13 protein-coding genes are annotated in these 16,289 nt (G+C 63.9%); 8 read left to right on the top strand and 5 right to left on the bottom strand.

The annotated features are described in order from the left end of the window. Window positions 1–85 precede the first annotated feature (85 nt). Both rhaI and FJ417_RS00975 read right to left on the bottom strand, forming a co-directional pair. Window positions 86–1,378 (bottom strand): L-rhamnose catabolism isomerase, encoded by a 1,293-nt coding sequence (rhaI, locus tag FJ417_RS00970; protein ID WP_140782156.1) that lies wholly within the window; start codon window positions 1,376–1,378, stop codon window positions 86–88. Window positions 1,379–1,465: 87 nt separating this feature from the next. Next, on the bottom strand, window positions 1,466–3,568 hold the full coding sequence (locus FJ417_RS00975; protein WP_140782157.1) for a bifunctional rhamnulose-1-phosphate aldolase/short-chain dehydrogenase: 2,103 nt from the start codon (window positions 3,566–3,568) through the stop codon (window positions 1,466–1,468). A 188-nt stretch (window positions 3,569–3,756) separates the two neighbouring features. Between FJ417_RS00975 and FJ417_RS00980 the strand changes: the two genes are divergently transcribed. From FJ417_RS00980 to FJ417_RS01010, 7 genes are all read left to right on the top strand, one after another. Further along, a complete protein-coding gene (locus FJ417_RS00980) occupies window positions 3,757–4,566 on the top strand; it encodes a DeoR/GlpR family DNA-binding transcription regulator (protein ID WP_128259638.1) in 810 nt (269 codons plus the stop codon). Window positions 4,567–4,621: 55 nt separating this feature from the next. Continuing rightward, window positions 4,622–5,617: a rhamnose ABC transporter substrate-binding protein gene (gene rhaS / locus FJ417_RS00985; RefSeq protein ID WP_140782158.1), complete on the top strand. Its 996-nt coding sequence runs from the start codon at window positions 4,622–4,624 to the stop codon at window positions 5,615–5,617. Window positions 5,618–5,701: 84 nt separating this feature from the next. Beyond that, window positions 5,702–7,261 (top strand): sugar ABC transporter ATP-binding protein, encoded by a 1,560-nt coding sequence (locus FJ417_RS00990; RefSeq protein ID WP_140782159.1) that lies wholly within the window; start codon window positions 5,702–5,704, stop codon window positions 7,259–7,261. Continuing rightward, window positions 7,258–8,235 (top strand): ABC transporter permease, encoded by a 978-nt coding sequence (locus FJ417_RS00995; RefSeq protein ID WP_140706291.1) that lies wholly within the window; start codon window positions 7,258–7,260, stop codon window positions 8,233–8,235. Before FJ417_RS00990 ends, FJ417_RS00995 begins: the two co-directional genes overlap by 4 nt. Then, window positions 8,232–9,233, top strand: a complete 1,002-nt coding sequence (locus tag FJ417_RS01000; protein WP_140782160.1) for an ABC transporter permease — start codon at window positions 8,232–8,234, stop codon at window positions 9,231–9,233. The genes FJ417_RS00995 and FJ417_RS01000 overlap by 4 nt, the downstream gene beginning before the upstream one ends. Continuing rightward, the gene (gene rhaM / locus FJ417_RS01005) at window positions 9,233–9,547 is read left to right on the top strand and encodes an L-rhamnose mutarotase (RefSeq protein ID WP_181175432.1); all 315 of its coding nucleotides are present in this window, start codon (window positions 9,233–9,235) and stop codon (window positions 9,545–9,547) included. Before FJ417_RS01000 ends, rhaM begins: the two co-directional genes overlap by 1 nt. Continuing rightward, on the top strand, window positions 9,544–10,893 hold the full coding sequence (locus tag FJ417_RS01010; RefSeq protein WP_140706297.1) for an FGGY-family carbohydrate kinase: 1,350 nt from the start codon (window positions 9,544–9,546) through the stop codon (window positions 10,891–10,893). Before rhaM ends, FJ417_RS01010 begins: the two co-directional genes overlap by 4 nt. Window positions 10,894–10,907: 14 nt before the next feature. Here FJ417_RS01010 and FJ417_RS01015 read toward each other — a convergent pair whose 3' ends face one another. Together FJ417_RS01015 and galE are read right to left on the bottom strand one after the other, a co-directional pair. Further along, entirely contained in the window at window positions 10,908–12,164 is a 1,257-nt protein-coding gene (locus tag FJ417_RS01015; protein ID WP_140706299.1) for a D-amino acid dehydrogenase, read from the bottom strand. A gap of 183 nt (window positions 12,165–12,347) precedes the next feature. Continuing rightward, window positions 12,348–13,343, bottom strand: a complete 996-nt coding sequence (gene galE, locus FJ417_RS01020) for a UDP-glucose 4-epimerase GalE (protein WP_140706301.1) — start codon at window positions 13,341–13,343, stop codon at window positions 12,348–12,350. A gap of 331 nt (window positions 13,344–13,674) precedes the next feature. Here galE and hemA point away from each other — a divergent pair, with 331 nt between their 5' ends. After that, complete coding sequence (gene hemA, locus FJ417_RS01025; RefSeq protein ID WP_140782161.1) at window positions 13,675–14,952, top strand: 5-aminolevulinate synthase; 1,278 nt, start codon at window positions 13,675–13,677, stop codon at window positions 14,950–14,952. Between the two features lie 74 nt (window positions 14,953–15,026). Here hemA and FJ417_RS01030 read toward each other — a convergent pair whose 3' ends face one another. Further along, window positions 15,027–16,193 (bottom strand): pyridoxal phosphate-dependent aminotransferase, encoded by a 1,167-nt coding sequence (locus tag FJ417_RS01030; RefSeq protein ID WP_140782162.1) that lies wholly within the window; start codon window positions 16,191–16,193, stop codon window positions 15,027–15,029. Window positions 16,194–16,289 lie beyond the last annotated feature (96 nt).

Genomic DNA, 16,289 nt, shown 5'->3' on the forward strand with positions numbered 1-16,289 from the left:
CGTTGGGGACGCCTAGGAAAAACCCTGCCGGCGGACCTGTCCACCGCCAATGGCGCTGGACCAGATCAAATCCGATATCTGCCTGTCAGACGATGCCGCCGCCACCGCCAGCGACTGCCGGCCGCTCGACCGCGACCTTGGCCCGGTAGCCGGCCTCGCGATAGGCGGCGACCGGATCGATCGCGCCGCCAGTGCGCAGTCTGGCCATCGCCAAGATCGGTTCGACATCGGTGCGGTAGGCGCTTTTAAGTGTCTGCGTCGCCATCAGCGCGTCGTTCTCCTCCTGGAAGCCATCCAGCGCCTTGCGGTCGACCAGCAGCGCCTGCGCATAGGCGCGCTGCACCTCAACCGCTGACAGCATCAGGCTCTCGATCGGATCGGTGACGTTGTGGCTCTGGTCGAGCATATGGGCGGGATTGAACCCCTCGGCGCCCGAGAGTTCTGCATCGACCAATTCGTTGAAGACCAGGAACAGCCGGTAGGGATCGATCGAGCCGGCATCGAGATCGTCGTCGCCATACTTGGAATCGTTGAAGTGGAAGCCGCCGAGCTTGCCGAACTGGATCAGCCGCGACACGATCATCTCGATGTTGACGTTGGGCGCGTGATGGCCAAGGTCGACCAGGCAGAAGGCCTTGTCGCCGAGCTCCCTGGCAATGATGTAATTGGTGCCCCAATCCTGCACCACTGTCGAATAGAAGGCCGGCTCATACATCTTGTGCTCGGTGAACAGCCGCCAGTCGGCCGGCAGGCCGGCATAAATCTCGCGCATGGCGTCGAGATAGCGCTCGAACGCCTTGGCGAAATTGACCTGGCCGGGGAAATTCGAGCCGTCGCCGATCCACACCGTCAGCGCCTTGGAGCCGAGCGTCCTGCCGATCTCGATGCATTCGAGATTGTGCTCGACCGCCTGGCGGCGCGTTCCGGCATCGGCATGCGAGAGCGAGCCGAATTTGTAGGAAAGCTTCTGGTCCTTCGCGTCGGAGAAGGTGTTGGAATTCATCGCGTCGAAGCCGAGGCCGAAGCGGGACGCCGCCTGCTTCAGCCGGTTCGCATCGGCCTTGTCCCACGGGATGTGCAGCGAGACGGTCGGCGTCGCCTGCGTCAGCTGGCTGATGACGGCGCAGTCCTCGATCTTGTCGAAGATGTCGCGCGGCTCGCCGGCACCCGGAAAGCGGGCGAAACGCGTGCCGCCGGTGCCGACGCCCCAGGATGGGATCGCCACGGCGAATTTTTCTACCTTGTCACGGATGGCGTCGATGGCGATGCCGCGCCGGTCGAGACGCTCGCCTAGCGCGGCGTAGTCGCGGTCGAGGTCGGGTTTGCGCGCGGCGTTGTCCTTTTCGACGACGTCGGCCGAGATGATCTGTTCGGACACTGCACTTCCTCCCAAAACGTGTTCGGCCGGCGCTGCCCCTCATCCGCCTGCCGGCACCTTCTCCCCGTTGAACGGGGAGAAGGAAGCTTATCGCGTAAAACTTTGCGCGTTGCCGGCGTCGACGTTGACGATATTGCCGGTCGATTTGGCCGACATGTCGGAGGCGAAGAAGTAGATCGCCTCGGCAATGTCTTCCGGGAAGACCGAGCGCTTCAGCATCGAGCGCGAGCGGTAATGCTCCTCGAGGTCGTCGGTCGACATCTTGTAGGCGGCGGCGCGCTGTTCCTTCCACTCACCGGTCCAGATTTTCGAACCGCGCAGCACGGCGTCCGGATTGACGACATTGACCCTGATCTGGGCTTCCGCGCCCTCCAGCGCCAGGCAGCGGGCAAGATGGATCTCAGCCGCCTTGGCCGTGCAATAGGCGGACGCATTTGGCGATGCGGCGAGGCCGTTCTTGGAGGCGACGAAGACGACGTTGCCGCCGATCTTCTGGGCGCGGAACAGGCGGAAAGCCTCGCGCGAGACGAGGAAATAGCCGGTGGACAGGATGTCCATATTCTTGTTCCACAACGCCAGCGTCGTCTCCTCGATCGGTGCCGAAGAGGCCAGGCCGGCATTCGAGACCAGGATGTCGACACCGCCGAATTCGACCGCAGTTTCGGCGAAGCCGGAAAGCACTTGATCCTCGGAGGTGACATCGATGCGCACCGGACGGACGACGTCTTTTCCGTAGGCCTTCGAAAGTTCGTCATTGGCGCTGGCCAACGCGGCTTCGTCGATGTCGGCCAGCATTACGCAAGCGCCTTCGCGCAGCAGCCGGTTGGCGGTGGCACGGCCGATGCCGCCGGCGCCGCCGGTGACCAGCGCGATCTGGCCGGCCAGCGCCTTCGGCTTCGGCAGGCGCTGGAGCTTGGCTTCCTCGAGCTGCCAGTATTCGATGTCGAAGGCTTCCTGCGCCGGCAGGCCGACATAGGACGAGACCGTCGAGGCGCCGCGCATGACGTTGATGGCGTTGACGTAGAACTCGCCGGATATGCGCGCCGTCGCCTTGTCGCCGGCGAAGGTGAACATGCCGACGCCGGGCATCAGATAGACCACGGCATTGGGATCGCGGATGGCCGGCGAGTCCGGATGCTTGCAGCCGTCGTAATAGGCCTGATAGCCGACGCGATAGGCGGCGATGTCGTCGGCGAGCCGCGCAATGACGGCGTCGATATCGGGCTTGGCCGGATCGAACTCGATGACCAGCGGCCGGATCTTGGTGCGCAGGAAGTGATCGGGACATGATGTGCCGAGCGCCGCCAGCGGCCGCAGGTCCCTCGAATTGACGAATTCGAGCACGGCCGGCTGATCGTCGAAATGGCCGAGCTTGTGGCTCGTTTCGGAGATCAGGCCGCGGATCCTCGGCATCAGCTTGGCGGCGATGGCGCGGCGTGCCGGCACGTCGAGCGACTGGACCGCCTCGCCGCCGAAGATCGCCTTGCCCTCGGATTTCCGCTCGAACCAGTCGATCGCCTGGTTGATCACCGAGATCGTCGTCTCGTAGCACTCCTTCGGCGTGTCCCCCCAGGTGAACAGGCCGTGGCTTTCCAGCACGACACCCTTGGCCTCGGGGTTTTCGAGGCAGAATTTCTCCAGCCACAGGCCCAGCTCGAAGCCCGGCCGCTTCCACGGCAGCCAGCCGATGGCGTCGCCGAAGATTTCCTTGGTGATCGCCTTGGAGTCCTTGGCCGCGGCAATGGCGATGATGGCGTCGGGATGCATGTGGTCGACGCAGACCTTCGGCACGTAAGCGTGCAGCGGCGTATCGATCGAGGCCGCGCGCGGATTGAGGTTGAAGGTGCAGTGGGGCAGGTAGCCCACCATCTCGTCCTCGTGCTCGACGCCGCGATAAAGACCTTTGATGGCACGCAGCTTGTCCATGTAAAGCGTGGCGAAACCGTCAAGCTTGATCGAGGCGCTGTCGCCACCAGAGCCCTTGACCCAGAGGACTTCCGCCTCCTCGCCGGTGAGCGGGTCCTTCTGCCGGACCTTGGACGAGGTGTTGCCGCCGCCGTAATTGGTGACGCGCTTGTCGGAACCCAACGTGTTCGAGCGATAGACCAGGAGCTCGGGACCGCTCATCCCTTCGGCTTTTGCATCGTCCCAAAGGTTGGCGAGGCGCGAGCCGGAGCGCTTGTCGAGCATAGGTATCCTCCCTTGGAGCGCGAACGCCGCACCCCTCATTTCTCGCCGGGAATGTCTACGCAAGCGCCTCGCTTGTCAATCATAAACGATCAATATCGCTCATATTGCACTGCACAATGAAAATATTTGATCGGAAATGATTGACACTGCGCGTTTTCTAAGGCCTGATGCTTGGGCAGGGAGGAACCATGCACGAGAAAGAGCGCCACAGGATCATTCTGTCCGCCGTCCAGGAAAAGCCTGTGGTGACGGTGCAGGAAATGGTCGAGCTGACGGACTCCTCCGAGGCGACGATCCGGCGCGACATCGCGGCCCTCCATGTCCAGAAACGCTTGCGCCGGGTGCGCGGCGGCGCCGAGGCGATCTCGCCGCCGCAGTTCATCGGCCTTGCCGGCCGGCCCTTCTCGGTCAACGAAACGCTGAACGCCGCGCAAAAGCGGGCGATCGCGCGGGAAGCGGTGAACCTGTGCACGGACGGCGAGCCGATCATCATCAATGGCGGCACCACAACCTTCCAGATGGTGCATTTCCTGACCGGCCGCCGGATGCCGATCTTCACCAACTCCTTCCCGATCGCGGAGCATCTGCTCAAGCACTCGAAGAACACGGTGATGCTGTCCGGTGGCACGATCTACCGCGAGCAGAACATCATCCTGTCGCCTTTCGACAATGACGTGACGCGCAACTTCTATGCGCGGCGCATGTTCATGGGTGCGCAGGGGCTGGGGCCGCTCGGACTGATGGAAGGCGATCCGCTGCTGATCCAGGCGGAACAGAAGCTGATCGACCAGGCCGATGAATTGGTGGTGCTGGTCGATTCCTCGAAATTCCGCATGCGCTCCAGCCTGATCCTGTGCGGGCTGTCGCGCATCGCGACCGTGATCACCGACGACGGCATCGAGGACCGCGAGGCCAAGATGCTGGAAACGGCGGGCGTGGCGCTGATCGTCGCCCGCAGACAGTCAAGCGACAAGGAAGAATCTTCACTGCAGGCCTGAGGGAAACTCACGCCCGCAGCGGCGATGGAATGCAACGCTCAAGGGAGGATATTCGATGAGCTTTTTGAAGAAACTGCTGGTTACGGCGGCCTTTTCCGCCGCCATGTTCGTGAATGCCGCCTATGCCGAGAACGTCAAGATCGCGCTGGTGGTGAAGTCGCTCGGCAACGGCTTCTTCGACGCCGCCAACAAGGGCGCCGAGGAAGCGGCCAAGGAACTGGGCGATGTCGATGTCATCTACACCGGCCCGACCAAGGCGACCGCCGAAGCGCAGATCGAAGTGATCAATTCGCTGATCGCGCAGAAGGTCAACGCGATCGCCGTTTCGGCCAATGACGCCGACGCCCTGGTGCCTGTGCTGAAGAAGGCGATGGAGCGCGGCATCACCGTCATTTCATGGGATTCCGGCGTCGCCAAGGAAGGCCGCCAGCTTCACCTCAACCCGTCCGACACCGGCCTGATCGGCGAGACGATCATCAAGCTCGCCGCCGACTACCTGCCGGAAGGCGGCGACGTCGCGATCCTCTCGGCGTCCTCGACGGCGACCAACCAGAATGCCTGGATCGAGGCGGCCAAGAAGGTGCTGCCGGAGAAGTTCCCGAAGATCAAGCTGGTCGCCACCGTCTATGGCGATGACGACTCGGCCAAGAGCACCGATGAAGCCAAGGGCCTCTTGAAGTCTTATCCGAACCTCAAGGCAATCATCGCGCCGACCACCGTCGGCGTCGTCGCCGCCGCGCAGGTCGTCACCGACGGGAACCTGATCGGCAAGGTCAACGTCACCGGCCTGGCGCTGCCGTCCGAGTTCAAGAAGTTCATCGACAACGGCGCTTCGCAGGCTGTCGCGCTGTGGAACCCCATCGATCTCGGCTACTCGGCGATCTACCTCGCCCATGACCTGGCGGTGAAGAAGGAAGAAGCCAAGCCCGGCGCTACGCTATCGATCGGCCGCGTCGGCAAGGTGACGCTCGACGACACCAACTCGGCCGCGATGGCTCCGCCCTTCCAGTTCGACAAGACCAACATCGACAAGTTCTCCAAGATCTACTGATTCCGGTCGACTTCAAGTTCCTGCGGCGGGACAATTGTCCCGCCGCATCTTCAAACGGACCTTCTCTCGGGGCCTGATACGGATATGGACACGACAGCCCAGCGCAAAATAGAGACGGAGCGGCCCGGGCCTTCAGGCCCGGCCCAAAGCGCCTCTCCTCGCCTGACGCTCTCAGGCATCTCGAAAAGCTTCCCGGGCGTGCGTGCCCTGCATAATGTCAGCCTGTCGCTCTATCCTGGACAGGTGACGGCGCTGATCGGCGAGAACGGCGCCGGCAAGTCGACATTGGTCAAGATCATGACCGGCATCTACCAGCCCGACTCCGGCGAGATCGGCATCGACGGCCAGGCCACGACGCTGCCGAGCGCGCATGCCGCCTTCGGCCACGGCATCACCGCCATCCATCAGGAAACCGTGCTGTTCGACGATCTGTCGGTCGCCGAGAACATCTTCCTTGGCCACGCGCCGCGCACCCGTTTCGGCACCATCGACTGGCGCACCATGCGCAAGAACGCGCGCGAGGTGCTGGAGACGATGCGCGCCGGCCATATCGACGCCGATGCACGACTGAGAGATCTCGGCATCGCCAACAAGCACCTTGTGGCAGTCGCCCGCGCCATGTCGATCGATGCGCGCATCGTCATCATGGACGAACCGACCGCAGCGCTTTCGATGAAGGAGATCGAGGAGCTTTTCCTGCTGATCGAATTCCTGAAAAGCGATGGCAAGGCGGTGCTGTTCATCAGCCACAAATTCGACGAGATCTACCGCATCGCCGATCGCTATACGGTGTTTCGCGACGGCGAGATGGTCGGCGAAGGCCTGCTCAAGGACGCCAGCCAGAACGAGATCGTACGCATGATGGTCGGCCGCAATGTCGACCACATCTTTCCGCAGCGCGAGCCGAAGATCGGCGCGCCGGTGCTGTCCGTCTCCGGCCTGTCGCATCCGACCGAGTTCGACGATATCGGCTTCGAATTGCGCAAGGGCGAGATCCTCGGCTTCTACGGGCTGGTCGGCGCCGGGCGCAGCGAGGTGATGCAGGCGATCGCCGGCATCACCCGCACGAGCCGGGGCGCGATTTCACTCGACGGCCGGACGATCGCACCGAAATCGGCTGCGGATTCGATCGAGGCCGGCATCGTCTATGTGCCCGAAGAACGCGGCAAGCAAGGCGTGGTGATCGGCCTGCCAATCTTCCAGAATGTTTCTCTCCCTTCACTGGCGCGCACCTCGAAATCCGGCGTGCTGAGGCTGGCGGAAGAGTTCTCGCTCGCCCGCTCCTATACCGAGCGGCTCGACCTGCGCGCCTCATCGCTGAGCCAGGATGTCGGCACGCTTTCCGGCGGCAACCAGCAGAAAGTCGTTATCGCCAAATGGCTGGCCACAGCGCCCAAGGTGATCATCCTCGACGAGCCGACCAAGGGCATCGACATCGGCTCCAAGGCCGCCGTGCACGGCTTCATGGCCGAGCTGGTCGCGCAAGGCCTGTCGGTGATCATGGTGTCGTCCGAGCTGCCCGAAATCCTCGGCATGTCGGACCGCGTCGTGGTCATGCGCGAAGGCCGTATCGCGGCGACCTACGACAACAAGGGTCTCGACGCCGAAACGCTGGTTCGGACGGCAGCGGGGATCGCGGCATGAAGAGCTTCCTCAAATATCGCGAGATCTGGCTGCTTGCCGGCATCGTCGTGCTGATCGGCCTGATCTCGACGCGCTTCCCCGGCTTCGCCGACCCCGCCAATCTGCGCCAGGTGTTCAACGACACCTCGATCCTGATGATCCTGGCGCTGGGGCAGATGGTGGTGATCCTGACGCGCTCGATCGATCTGTCGATGGCCTCCAACCTCTGCTTCACCGGCATGGTGGTGGCCATGCTGAACGCCGCGCATCCGGCGATCCCGATCCCGATGCTGATCGTGATCGCGCTTCTCGTCGGCCTGGTGCTCGGCGCCATCAACGGCCTTCTGGTGTGGCGGCTGAACATCCCGTCGATCGTGGTGACGTTGGGCACGCTCACCATCTATCGGGGCGCCACCTTCGTCGTCTCCGGCGGCGCTTGGGTCAATGCCGACCAGATGAGCCCGGACTTCATCAACTTCCAGCGCGTTGCCTTCCTCGGCCTGCCGGTGCTGTCCTGGATCGCGATCGTCGTGATCGCGCTGTTCTTCCTGGTGATGACGCGGACCGCGATCGGCCGCTCGATCTACGCCATTGGCGTCAATCCGACCGCCTCGGTCTATGCCGGCATCGATGTCGGCCGCACCAAATTCATCGTCTTTTGCATTTCCGGCATGATCGGCGGGCTTGCCGGCTATCTGTGGATCTCGCGCTATGTGATCGCCTCGGTCGAGGTCGCCAACGGCTATGAGCTCAACATCATCGCCGCCTGCGTCATCGGCGGCATCTCGATCGCCGGCGGCATCGGCTCGGTCGGCGGCGCGGTGCTGGGGGCGCTGTTCCTCGGCATCATCTCCAACGCGCTGCCGGTCATCAACATCTCGCCCTTCTGGCAGATGGCGATCTCGGGCAGCGCCATCATCCTGGCCGTGGTGCTCAACGCGCGCGGCGAGCGCCGGCAGGGCCGCATCATCCTGAGAAAGGCGGAAGCGGCATGACCGACACCCCTGCCCCGCGCCATATCCCCGACCGGCTCGACAAGCCGCTGTCCTCGGCGATCTTCTCCTGGGAAGCGCTGCTGGTCGTCATCGCGGTCGCCATCTTTGCGGTCAACAGCTTCGCTTCGCCCTATTTCCTCGATCCGTGGTCGCTGTCGGACCTGACCTTCAACTTCACCGAAAAGGGGCTGATCGCTCTAGCCATGGCGCTGCTGATCATCTCCGGCGAGATCGATCTCTCGGTTGCCGCGATCGTGGCTTTAGCCTCGACGATGATGGGCATGGCGGTGCAAGCCGGTGCGGGCACCCCAGTGCTGGTGGCGATCGGCATCGTCGTCGGCCTTGGCTGCGGCTCCTTCAATGGGTTGCTGGTCACCCGCCTCGGCCTGCCTTCCATCGTCGTCACCATCGGCACGATGAGCCTGTTCCGCGGCATCGCCTTCATCATCCTCGGCGACCAGGCCTACAAAGGCTATCCGGAAAGCTTCGCCTTCTTCGGCCAAGGCTATGTCTGGTGGGTCTTCTCGTTCGAGCTGGCGCTGTTCCTGATCGCGGCGCTGATCTACTGGTTCGTCCTGCACCGCACGAGCTTCGGCCGCCGGGTCTTCGCCATCGGCAACAACCCGGTGGCCTGCCAATTCTCCGGCGTGCGCGTCAACCGCATCAAGTTCATCCTGTTCTGCCTGACCGGGCTGATGTCGGGCATCGCCTCCGTGCTGATCACCTCGCGGCTCGGCTCGACGCGGCCGTCTATCGCGCAGGGCTACGAGCTTGAGGCGATCACCATGGTGGTGCTGGGCGGCGTCTCGATTCTCGGCGGCGCCGGCAGCATTCTGGGCGTCGTGCTCGCCGCCTTCATCATGGGGCTGGTGACGTTCGGCCTCGGACTGCTCAACGTGCCCGGCATCGTCATGTCGATCTTCATCGGCCTGTTGCTGATCATCGTCATCGCGCTGCCCATTATCTGGCGCCGCCTGCGCGTGGGACGCTTCGCCTGATGGAGAAATACGCCTTCAAGATGAAGCTCAATCCCGGCATGAAGGCCGAGTACCAGCGGCGCCATGACGAGATCTGGCCCGAGCTAGTTGATCTGCTGAAGCTGGCCGGCGTCTCCGATTATTCGATCCATCTCGACGAGGAAACCAACATCCTGTTCGGGGTGCTGCGGCGGCGTGACGACCACGGCATGGCGGACCTTCCGAAGCACCCCGTGATGCAGCGCTGGTGGGCGCATATGGCCGACCTCATGGAAACCAAAACCGACAACGAGCCGGTGGCGGTGCCGCTGGAAACCGTGTTCCATATGGCATGATCGTCGCCGTCATCGATATCGGCAAGACCAACGCCAAGGTAGCGCTGGTCGATCTCGCGACGCTGAGCGAGATTGCACTGCGCCGTATCGCCAATGCTCCTGTGCGGCAGGCGCCCTACCCGCATCACGATGTCGAGGCGCTGTGGACGTTCATCCTCGACAGCCTGGCCGATCTCAACCGCGAACAGCGGATCGATGCGATATCGATCACCACGCATGGCGCGACCGGCGCGCTGGTCGACCGCTCCGGCGAACTGGTACTGCCGGTGCTCGACTATGAATTCGACGGCCCCGACCAGCTTGCGGCCGACTACGACGCCGTGCGTCCGCCCTTCGCCGAAACCGGTACGCCGCGGTTGCCGATCGGCCTCAATCTCGGCGCGCAATTCTTCTGGCAGCAGAGACAATTCCCGGCGGAATTCGCCAAGGCCGCCGCGATGCTGATGTATCCGCAGTACTGGGCGCTGCGGCTGACCGGTGTCGCTGCCAATGAAGGCACGTCGCTCGGCTGCCACACCGATCTGTGGAACCCCTGGACGTCCGATTACTCCTCGCTGGCCGACAGGATGGGCTGGCGCCGGTTGATGGCGCCGGTGCGGCCAGCAAAGGATCGGCTTGGCCCGATCCTGCCGGAGCTGGCGCAACGCACAGGGCTCGACCCGCAGACGCCCGTATTCTGCGGACTGCACGATTCCAACGCCTCGCTGCTGCCGCATCTGTTGTCCGACGCACCGCCCTTCTCGGTCGTTTCGACCGGCACATGGGTGGTGTCGATGGCGGTGGGCGGCCGGAAGGTCGAGTTGGACGCGGCGCGCGACACGCTGGTCAACGTCAATGCGCTCGGCGATCCTGTGCCGTCGGCGCGGTTCATGGGCGGACGCGAGTTTTCGCTGTTGACCGACGGCCAGCCACAGGAATGGAGTGAAGACGACGTTGCCGCCGTGCTGGCGCAGAAAGCTCTGCTGCTGCCGTCCACTCAGCAGGGCTCCGGACCGTTTCCGCAGCGCGCCGCGCAATGGTGTAACGCCGACGACCTGAGCTCCGGCCAGCGCTTCGCCGCCATCTCATTCTACCTGGCGCTGATGACCGTGACCTGCCTGGAGCTGATTGGCGGCGACGGGCCGACAACCGTCGAGGGACCGTTCGCGCAGAACCCGCTTTTCATCCGCATGCTGGCGGCAGCGACGGGAAGGCCCGTCATTGCATCGGAGGCCTCGACCGGCACCAGCATCGGCGCCGCGCTGCTGGCGTCGGATGGCGCTACGGTCACGAGCAAAGGCGAACGCACCGCACCGCCAATCGAGCGCGCTTGGCGCGAATACGCGTTGGCCTGGCAGCAGGCGTGAAGCTCTAAGCCGGCTCAGCGCGCCGTCCCGTAGAGCAATCCCTGCGGATCGATCTGCGGCTTGCGGCCGGCAACGACGTCGGCGAGGAACTGTCCCGAGCCGCAGGCCATAGTCCAGCCGACATGGCCGTGGCCGGTATCGAGATAGAGATTGCGGTATTTCGCCTGGCCGATAACCGGCACCGAGTTCGGCATCATCGGCCGCAGGCCTGCCCACAGCACGGCCTTCTTCTCGTCGAAGGCGCCCGGGAAAAGGTCCTTTCCGGTTTCCAGGATGGTTCTGAAATCGCCGGGCTTGAAGCTGCGGTCGAAGCCGGTGAATTCGGCCGTCGAGGACATGCGCAGGCGGTTGCCGAGCCTCGAATAGCCGATCAGCCGGTCCTCGTCGGCGCCGCCCATGGTCGGCCCCTTGCTTTCGTCTTCGAGGGGAATCGTCGCGGTGTAGCCTTTCACCGGATAGACCGGCAGGTCGATGCCGTAGCGGCGGCCGAGCAGGCCGCTTTCCGGCCCCATGGAGATGACGATGGCGTCGCCGGCGAGCGGGCCGGCCGAAGTCATGACGGCGCGCACCCGGTCGCCCTCGATGTCGAGGCCCTGGACCGTCGTGCCGAACAGGAATTTGACGCCGAGCTTCTCGGCGGCATAGGCCGCGAGCCTGTCGGTGAACTGCTTGGAATCGCCGGTCTGGTCGATCGGCGAATAGATGCCGCCGGCGATCTTTTCCTTCACGCCGGCAAGGCCCGGTTCCAGCTCGACCAGGCGCTCGCGGCCGACGATCTCGATCGGCAGGCCGTGCTCGCCGAGATAGCGGTAATTGTCGGTGCCGGTGTCGACGCTCTTTTGCGATCGGAAGAAGTAGAGAATGCCCTTCCTGCGCTCGTCGTAATGGATGCCGGTTTCCTCCGAGAGCGCGTTGATGCAATCGCGGGAGTGGAGTGCCAGCCTGAGCTTGATATCGGTGTTGGCGCGCAGGCGCTTCACCGTGCATTCGCGCAGGAAACGCAGGCTCCAGGCATAGAAATAGGGATCGAGGCGCAGCCTGACCTTGATGCCGAGGTCGTGGTTCCAGAGCGCGCGCAGGAAGGTCTTCAGCGCGGCCGGCGAGGCCCAGGCGGTTGCGTCGCCCGGCGAGACCAGGCCGGCATTCGACTGGCTGGTGCCGCGCGCCGCCGCTTCGTGGCGCTCGATCACCGTCACCTCATGACCGTCCTTTGCCAAATAATAGGCGGCCGCCGTGCCAACCACCCCGGCGCCGAGAACCAAGACCTTCATGCTGTCCCCTCAGGATCGAACAGGGCAGCGCGCCTCGACGCACCGCTGCATGAGGCTCAATACCGCGTCTAAAGACGCCGGACGAGCCCTTGGCCCAACAGCTCAGTTTCATTACGCAATTCCGGAGGGAAGGCTACGGCGAAGTCGCCGAACCCAACCGCTACACACTTTTCCCGGAATTGCTCAGGTTCGAACGGAGTTCTTGGTCGTCAGAATGCGTTCCCAGGCCAGCGCATCGTTGACGATCAAGTCGAGATCGTCACGCTGCGGCGTCCAGCCGAGTTCGTTGCGGGCAAGCTCGGAATTGGCGACCACGGCGGCGGCGTCGCCCGGCCGGCGGTCCCCCATGCGCACATCGAAGTCATGGCCGAAGGCGCGGCGCACGCTGTCTATCACCTCGAGCACGGAATAGCCGTGGCTGTAGCCGCAATTGGCGACGAGGCTCTCGCCACCGGCGCGCAGCCGCTGCAGCGCCAGCCGGTGCGCGGCGGCGAGATCGCTGACATGGATGTAGTCGCGCATGCAGGTGCCGTCCGGCGTCGGATAGTCATTGCCGAAGACCTGCATGAAGGGGCGCTTGCCGAGCGCGGTCTCGCAGGCGACCTTGATCAGATGCGTGGCGCCTGGCGTCGACTGTCCGGTGCGGCCCTTTGGATCGGCGCCGGCGACGTTGAAATAGCGCAGCGCCGTGTAGCGGATGTCGTGCGCCAGGGCGGCATCGCGCAGCATCCACTCGCTCATCAGCTTGGAAAGGCCATAGGGCGATTCCGGCGCAAGGCGGGCATCCTCGCGCACCGGCTCCAGCCCGGCGCCGCCATAGACGGCGGCGGTGGAGGAGAAGATGAAATGCGGCACGCCTTCGCGCACCGCGGTTTCGATCAGCGTGCGGGTCTTGCAGGTGTTGTTCTCGTAGTAACCGAGCGGGTCGGCGACCGATTCCGGCACGACGATCGAACCGGCGAAGTGGATGATGGCATCGACCTTGTTGTCGCGGATGATCCGGCCGACCAGGTCACGATCGGCGACATCGCCGACGACCAACCTAGCTTCCGGGGCCACCGCCCATTCGAAGCCGGTGGAAAGCCGGTCGAGCACCACGACGCTCTCGCCGGCGTCCAGCAGTTCCCAGACCATGTGGCTGCCGATATAACCGGCACCGCCCGTCACCAAAACCGTCATCATCTACCTCGCTGATCAAGATTTATCGGAAACTGTCTCAACAGCCACCGTGCTGGAAACCCCGCCGCAAGCCCGTCAAAGCCTATGTCGTTCGCCCAAACCGCTGTGCACTTTTGGGCGATATGCATTGGCCTCCCTACAATGTTAAGTCCGTAACAGTTCCTCCCGCCCGAGGCATCGTACTGAAACAAAGCTGCTTCAAACAGCCAGGAATAGGCCACGATCCGGCATCGTTAGGAACAGGGTAAAGGCGTGGCATTTTGACCGGTTGGGTCCGGTGGACGTGGCATGGGGCAGTGACTATGATCCGCCGCAAAATTGGGAAGCCGACATGAATTACCAGCGGTTCTTCGAAGATGCGATCGACCAGCTCCACGCCGAGCGTCGCTATCGCGTTTTCGCCGACCTCGAGCGCATGGTGGGCAAGTTCCCGCGCGCCATCTGGCGTTCCAACGGCCGTGCCCAAGAAATCACCGTTTGGTGCTCCAACGACTATCTCGGCATGGGCCAGAACGAAGATGTCATCGCCGCCTTCCAGAGCGCGGCCGGCAGGATGGGTTCGGGCGCCGGTGGCACCCGCAACATCTCCGGCACGTCCAACCCGCTGGTCGAGCTGGAGCATGAGCTCGCCGACCTGCACGACAAGGAAGCAGCCCTTGTCTTCACCTCAGGCTTCGTCTCCAACGAGGCCTCGATCTCGACCATCGCGCGGCTGCTCCCCAACTGCCTGATCATCTCGGACGAGCTGAACCATGCCTCGATGATCGAAGGCGTGCGGCGCTCGGGCGCGGAAAAGAAGATCTTCCGCCACAACGACGTCGCGCATCTGGAAAGCCTGCTGCAGGCGGCCGGGCGCGAACGCGCCAAGCTGATCGTCTTCGAAAGCGTCTATTCGATGGACGGCGACATCGCGCCGATCAAGCAGATCGTCGAGCTCGCCGAACGCTACAACGCCATGACCTATATCGACGAGGTCCATGCCGTCGGCATGTACGGACCGCGCGGCGGCGGCATCACCGAGCGCGAAGGCCTGGCCGACCGCATCGACATCATCCAGGGCACGCTGGCCAAGGCCTTCGGCACGCTGGGCGGCTACATCACCGGCACCAGCGCGGTGATCGACGCCGTGCGTTCCTATGCGCCGGGCTTCATCTTCACCACCGCGCTGCCGCCGGCCATCGCCGCCGCCACCACCGCCTCTATCCGCCACCTCAAACGCTCGCAGGTCGAGCGCGACGCACAGCAACGCCAGGCGGCGCGCACCAAGCAGGTGCTTGCGGCGGCCGGCTTGCCGGTGATGGAATCGGCCACCCATATCGTGCCGGTGCTGGTCGGCGACCCCGAGCTTTGCAAGATGGCCAGCGACCGCCTGCTCGGCGTGCACGGCATCTACATCCAGCCGATCAACTATCCGACGGTGCCGCGCGGCACCGAGCGGCTGCGCATCACGCCGACGCCGTTCCATTCGGACGCGCTGATCGCCGAATTGCAGGACGCGCTGGTCGAGACCTGGGATGCGCTGGGCATTCCCTATGCCAGCTCCGGCCGTCCCGCCGTCGCCAAGACCGATCGGATCATTCCGCTCCTGGTGCCGAAGTCAGGCGGCTGACGTCACGTCTGCCCAAGAACGAAGCGGTGCAGAAAAAGGGTTCGCAAACAAACACTTCCCGCCCGACTTCGACCTCACACCGTCTTCATCCACCTCGCCAAACGATGCGCCGCTTCCTCGAGCTGATCGAGGCGGCGGTGGAAGCATAGTCTGAGGAAGGCTTCGCCGCCGGGGCCGAAGGCAGTGCCGGGCGCCAGGCCGACATTGGCGTTGTCGACGATGTCGAAGGCGGCTTTTCGGGCATCGGTGAGGCCGTCGACCCTGAAGAACAGGTAGAAGGCGCCCTGCGGCACGGTGAAGCGCGCCTTGCCGGTTTCGCCCAGAATGCCGCAGACGAGATCGCGGGCGGCCCGAGCGCGCTCCACCTGTTCGGCGATGAAGCCGTCGCCCTCGTCAAGGGCGGCGACCGCGCCGCGTTGCATGAACTGGGCGACGCCCGAGGTCGAGTACTGGATCAGGTTTTCGAACACCTGCTGCAAGGCGGGATGGGTCTTGATCCAGCCGACGCGCCAGCCGGTCATCGCCCAATTCTTGGAGAAACTGTTGACGAACAGGATGCGGTCCTCGGGCGTGGCCACGTCAAGGAAAGACGGCGCGCGGCCATGGCCGTAGTGGAACAACGAATAGATCTCGTCGGCAATGATCCACAGGCCCTTTTGGCGGGCGAGATCGAGAATCGCCTGGAGCGTCTCCTTGTCGGCCGTCCAGCCGGTCGGGTTGGACGGCGTGTTGATGAACAACAGCTTCGTGCGCGGCGTGATCGCGGAGGCGATCTTGTCGACATCGCAGAACCAGCCATTGCCGGACTGGTCGAGGGTGACCGGCACCGGCACGGCGCCCGCCACGCCGGCGGCCGCGGCGAAGTTCGGCCAGGCGGGCGAGAGATAGATCACCTCGTCGCCGCTGCCAGCGATCGCGTCGATGGCCAGCTGGATGGCATGCATGCCGGATCCGGTGACGATGAACTCTTCCTCGGCGAAGGTCCCGCCGAAATGCCTGGCGTAGTAGCGGGCGAGCGCCTGCCTGAGCGCGGGAATACCCTTCTGCCAGGTGTAGAACGTCTCGCCGTCGGCCAGCCCTTTGGCGGCGGCATCGCTGATGAAGGAAGGAGTCGGCAGATCGCCCTCACCGGCCCAGAGCGGGATCAGGCCTTCGCGCAGGCGGCCGTGATTGACGACGGCGACTATGCCGCTTTCGGGTGCGGCTCGGGCTTCGGTGCGCAAGGTCTGGATCAGGGTCATGCAAGAATCCGTCCGGTTTTTCGTGACTGCTAGCCTCTTTTACGACAGCCGCAAACAGAAAACCCCGGCCGCAAGCGGCCGGGGTTTTGGTCCAGG

The sequence above is a fragment of the Mesorhizobium sp. B3-1-7 genome, from assembly GCF_006439385.1.
Taxonomy (GTDB): domain Bacteria; phylum Pseudomonadota; class Alphaproteobacteria; order Rhizobiales; family Rhizobiaceae; genus Mesorhizobium.

Excerpts from the sequence above, each read along its gene's own strand:
- hemA (WP_140782161.1), top strand. The coding sequence starts at position 13,675 with ATGAATTACCAGCGGTTCTTCGAAGATGCGATCGACCAGCTCCACGCC.
- FJ417_RS01010 (WP_140706297.1), top strand. The coding sequence starts at position 9,544 with ATGATCGTCGCCGTCATCGATATCGGCAAGACCAACGCCAAGGTAGCG.
- FJ417_RS00995 (WP_140706291.1), top strand. The coding sequence starts at position 7,258 with ATGAAGAGCTTCCTCAAATATCGCGAGATCTGGCTGCTTGCCGGCATC.
- FJ417_RS01000 (WP_140782160.1), top strand. The coding sequence starts at position 8,232 with ATGACCGACACCCCTGCCCCGCGCCATATCCCCGACCGGCTCGACAAG.
- FJ417_RS00990 (WP_140782159.1), top strand. The coding sequence starts at position 5,702 with ATGGACACGACAGCCCAGCGCAAAATAGAGACGGAGCGGCCCGGGCCT.
- FJ417_RS01015 (WP_140706299.1), bottom strand. The coding sequence starts at position 12,164 with ATGAAGGTCTTGGTTCTCGGCGCCGGGGTGGTTGGCACGGCGGCCGCC.
- galE (WP_140706301.1), bottom strand. The coding sequence starts at position 13,343 with ATGACGGTTTTGGTGACGGGCGGTGCCGGTTATATCGGCAGCCACATG.
- FJ417_RS01030 (WP_140782162.1), bottom strand. The coding sequence starts at position 16,193 with ATGACCCTGATCCAGACCTTGCGCACCGAAGCCCGAGCCGCACCCGAA.
- rhaS (WP_140782158.1), top strand. The coding sequence starts at position 4,622 with ATGAGCTTTTTGAAGAAACTGCTGGTTACGGCGGCCTTTTCCGCCGCC.
- rhaM (WP_181175432.1), top strand. The coding sequence starts at position 9,233 with ATGGAGAAATACGCCTTCAAGATGAAGCTCAATCCCGGCATGAAGGCC.
- FJ417_RS00980 (WP_128259638.1), top strand. The coding sequence starts at position 3,757 with ATGCACGAGAAAGAGCGCCACAGGATCATTCTGTCCGCCGTCCAGGAA.
- FJ417_RS00975 (WP_140782157.1), bottom strand. The coding sequence starts at position 3,568 with ATGCTCGACAAGCGCTCCGGCTCGCGCCTCGCCAACCTTTGGGACGAT.